This window comes from Gemmatimonadaceae bacterium (assembly GCA_035633115.1).
In the GTDB taxonomy this organism is placed as follows: domain Bacteria; phylum Gemmatimonadota; class Gemmatimonadetes; order Gemmatimonadales; family Gemmatimonadaceae; genus UBA4720.
Genome location: DASQFN010000072.1, coordinates 1 through 3,888, shown reverse-complemented (window position 1 = coordinate 3,888; position 3,888 = coordinate 1). Strand labels below are relative to the sequence as shown.

Below are 3,888 nucleotides of genomic sequence, written 5' to 3'. Positions count from 1 at the left end.
GAGCCAGGATGCCGACGCTGACGTTGTGCCTCTGCGCCGCAAACACGCGCCCCTGCGAGTCGAGCGCGAGAGCACCTGCGCCGTTTGTGTCCGACAGGTAAGTCGAGACCCTTGCATCCTTGTCGATTTTGCTGATCCGGCTGGCCGGCTCCTGTGCAAACAACAGGCTGCCGTCGGGTGCGCTGATGATGCCGTCCGCGCTCTCGAATCCTGTCCAGATGAGTTGCACCCTCCCTCCCTGCCAAGATAGCTGAGACACTTTACCCCCGGGAAATTAGTGTTGAGGGCGGGGAGGTGTCAGGACGTTGATGAGCAAGATCCGTTCGATATTGGCCAACCAGTCGAGTGTGGAAGAGCCGGAGCGAAGGGGCGACGAGCGAAGCGAGGCGGCCCGTAGCGGAGGGTCTTCCACACTCGAGCCGGACGCGGTGCCCGTCCCGCCGGATTCCGAGGTCCCCGCGCGCCATGCGCGACGGCGCTTTACGACCGCCTACAAGCTGGCGATCCTCCGGCGGGCGGACGCCTGTACGCGGCACGGCGAGCTCGGGGCGCTCCTGCGGAAGGAGGGGCTGTACTCCTCGCACGTCGTCACGTGGCGCCAGCAACGCGAGGCCGGGTTGACGCCGAAGAAACGCGGCCGCAAGCTGACGGCCGTCGATCCGCAGCTGAAGCAGCTCGAACAGGAGAATCGCCGCTTGACGTCGCGGCTCCAGAAGGCGGAAGCCCTGCTCGCCTTTCAAAAAAAATGCTCATGAGCGGTGGCTCACCCGCGAACGGATGAAAGTGGTAGGCTCCGGCGCGCGAGCGCGCCGGAGTCAAGGTCGAAACTTACTGGTGCCGTGGAGCCCGGAAAAAAATGGACCCGAGTGCCGCGTCAAAGGCACCCCAAATTGTCGCCCTCCCCTGAGTGGTGAGGAGCACGCCAGGTAAACTCGCATATTTTGTGGCACTCCCCGGCGCGGCTCGTGCTTGGAGGAGCCATGGAAATCTTGCATCCGCGGTGTTGTGGGATCGATGTGCACAAGGAATCCGTCGTCGCCTGCGTCCGTATCCAGGACGGCCCTCGTGCGCGAACGGAGATTCAGCGGTTCGGCACGACCACGACCGACCTGCTCGAGTTGCATCGCTGGTTGACCGAAGCTGACTGCACGCACGTGGCCATCGAGTCGACGAGCGTGTACTGGAAGCCGGTGTTCAACCTGCTCGAGGGGAGCTTTGAGGTCGTGCTGGCCAACGCCGCCCACGTCAAGGCGGTCCCGGGACGGAAGACCGATGTGAAGGACTGCGAATGGCTGGCGGATCTGTTGGCCCACGGCCTGATTCGCGCGAGCTTCATCCCCCCAGCCGAGATTCGTGCGCTGCGCGATATGACCCGCCATCGCAAGAGTCTGATTCGGGATCGGAGCACGGCGATCAACCGCGTGCACAAATTGCTGGAGTCGACCAACATCAAGCTGGGGAACGTGGTGAGCGACCTGATGGGCAAGTCCGGCCGCGCCATGTTAAATGCCTTGGTGGCGGGCGAGCGAAACCCCGACGTGCTGGCGCAGCTCGCCCGCGGCAATCTCGTGCGCAAGATCCCGGCGTTAACGGAGGCGTTGCGCGGGAGGTTCACGGATCACTATGCGTTTCTCCTCGGGCAACTGCTGACGCACACGGACCAGCTCGCCGACCTGATTGCGGCGTGCGACGCGCGGATTGCGGCGCTCATGACCACTGAGGAGGAGACCGTTCGACGACTCCAAACCATTCCGGGCGTGGGACGCCGTTCTGTGGAAGTGATCATTTCCGAGATCGGCCTGGACATGTCGCGCTTCGACTCTGACGGTCACCTCTCCTCTTGGGCGCGGATCTGCCCTGGGACGCACAAGAGTGCCGGCAAGCGCCGGGCGACCGGAACGGGGACGGGCAATAACTGGCTCCGCACGACGCTGGTGGAATCCGCGTGGGCGGCGTCACATAGCAAAACCTATTTGGGCGCGCAGTACCGGCGCATTGCGAAGCGGCGCGGCCCTAAACGGGCGGCGATTGCCGTGGCACACAGCATTCTGGTTATCGCGTTCCATCTGCTCCGGGAGGGCCTGGAGTATCAGGACTTGGGCCCCGACTACTTCGACCAGGTCGATGCGGCGAGATTGCGGCGCTATCACGTGCGACGGCTGGCCGAACTGGGGTGCGACGTGACGAAGCTTGGAATACCGGCATAAGGCTGGAGGCGAGAGACTTTCTAGGTAAAGTTTCCGAACTCCTGCAGATCCCCCTGAAACCGTTCGTGCGCGACGAGGACGATTGATAGTCGCGGTGGACGACGCGACGCCGACGTTGGGGGCGGCGCCCGCGTGTCGCGTGTTGGGCCTGCCCCGGGCCTCGCTGTATCGGGGGCGTCGACCGGTCGCGGTCGCGCGCCCTCGACCGGCGCCGCCCCGCGCGTTGGATCCGATCGAGCGTCAGGGCATCTTGCATTTGCTCCACACGCGCTTCATCGATCAGGCGCCGGCGCAGATCCACGCCACCCTGCTCGATGAGGGGACCTACCTCTGTTCGCCGCGCACGATGTATCGCGTCCTCGACGACGCGCACGAAATCAAGGAGCGGCGCGATCAGGTGCGGCGCCCGCACTACGCCGCGCCCGAGTTGCTGGCCACGCGTCCGAACGAAGTCTGGAGCTGGGACATCACGAAGCTCTTGGGTCCGGCGAAGTGGACGTACTTCTATCTCTACGTCATCCTCGATATCTTCAGCCGGTACGTGGTCGGCTGGATGCTCGCGCCACACGAGAGCGCCGCCCTGGCCGAGCGCCTCATCGGCGAGACCTGCGCGAAGCACGGCATTCAGCCGGGCCAACTTACGCTCCATGCGGACCGCGGGTCGTCCATGAAGAGCAAACCGGTGGCGCTGTTGCTGGCCGACCTTGGCGTGACCAAGACCCACAGCCGCCCGCACGTGTCGAACGACAATCCGTTTTCGGAAGCGCAGTTCAAGACGCTCAAGTACTGTCCGCAGTTTCCAGAGCGGTTCGGATCGCTCGAGGACGGGCGGGCGTTTGGGCAGGGCTTCTTTCCTTGGTACAACCAGGAACACCGCCACAGCGGACTGGGGTTCCTCACGCCCGCCGTCGTGCATTTCGGCCAAGCCGCTACGGTCCGCGCGCATCGCCAGCAGGTGCTCGCGACCGCATACGTGGCGCATCCCGAGCGCTTCGTCAAGGGCCGGCCACAACCAGCCGATTTGCCGCACGCGGTGTGGATCAACCCGCCCGCGAAGCAAACGGGCGCTCAGGATGCCCCAGGAACGACGATCGTCATCTCGGACGACCTCAGGGTCGACCTGATTCACGACCCCGATGAACCTTTCGCCGTCCTGCCCATCGACCGCAGCGCTACTCTAATTACTACGACCTTGGTGTCTCAATGTCATTGACAGCTTCCGAGTGGCGCAGCCATTATCTGGGCCTCTGCTTCGCGTGTGGGTGCCGATCAGACTACGCCCAGAGCGGGCGCGCTCGCCAGTTCTGGGGGATGGCGCAGCCATGTCGCCGGCGGTGGCCATTGCGATTGCTGATCTGCGAAGCTGGGTTCGTGCTCCCCACAGTTCGCCCGATGCCGCTCGCCGTGGCGGTGCGCCTCATGCGGCGGATTATGGTCGATTCCGCTCGGGCCCGTGCCGCAGACAAACGGGGCCACGGCATGCGGCCAGTGTCGCTGGACGAGGCGGAAGCCGCCGGAACCAATCCAGCCGATGATCTGCTGCCCCTCGATGAGGCGCTGCGGAAGATGGAAGCAGTTGACGCGCGCAAGGCTCAGGTCGTCGAGTTGCGGGCATTCATGGGGCTGAGTGTCGAGGAAACCGCAGTGGTGCTCGGCGTTTCGGCGGAAACCGTCAAGCGCG

4 protein-coding genes and 1 pseudogene are annotated in these 3,888 nt (G+C 64.5%); 4 read left to right on the top strand and 1 reads right to left on the bottom strand.

Going from position 1 to position 3,888, the window contains the following annotated elements; translation table 11 throughout:
- Positions 1–229 (bottom strand): hypothetical protein (locus VES88_08965; protein HYN81617.1); only part of this gene is annotated, 229 nt, incomplete at its 3' end.
- 79 nt (positions 230–308) lie between these two features.
- Between VES88_08965 and VES88_08960 the strand changes: the two genes are divergently transcribed.
- The 4 genes and pseudogenes from VES88_08960 to VES88_08945 form a co-directional block, all read left to right on the top strand.
- Positions 309–755 carry a transposase gene (locus tag VES88_08960; protein ID HYN81616.1) on the top strand — a complete coding sequence of 149 codons (447 nt, stop codon included), beginning with the start codon at positions 309–311 and terminating at the stop codon, positions 753–755.
- Between the two features lie 225 nt (positions 756–980).
- Positions 981–2,207 (top strand): IS110 family transposase, encoded by a 1,227-nt coding sequence (locus VES88_08955; GenBank protein ID HYN81615.1) that lies wholly within the window; start codon positions 981–983, stop codon positions 2,205–2,207.
- 73 nt (positions 2,208–2,280) lie between these two features.
- Positions 2,281–3,258: pseudogene (locus VES88_08950) on the top strand (IS3 family transposase).
- Positions 3,259–3,599: 341 nt separating this feature from the next.
- Positions 3,600–3,888 (top strand): ECF-type sigma factor (locus tag VES88_08945; GenBank protein ID HYN81614.1); only part of this gene is annotated, 289 nt, incomplete at its 3' end.

Excerpts from the sequence above, each read along its gene's own strand:
- VES88_08960 (HYN81616.1), top strand. The coding sequence starts at position 309 with ATGAGCAAGATCCGTTCGATATTGGCCAACCAGTCGAGTGTGGAAGAG.
- VES88_08955 (HYN81615.1), top strand. The coding sequence starts at position 981 with ATGGAAATCTTGCATCCGCGGTGTTGTGGGATCGATGTGCACAAGGAA.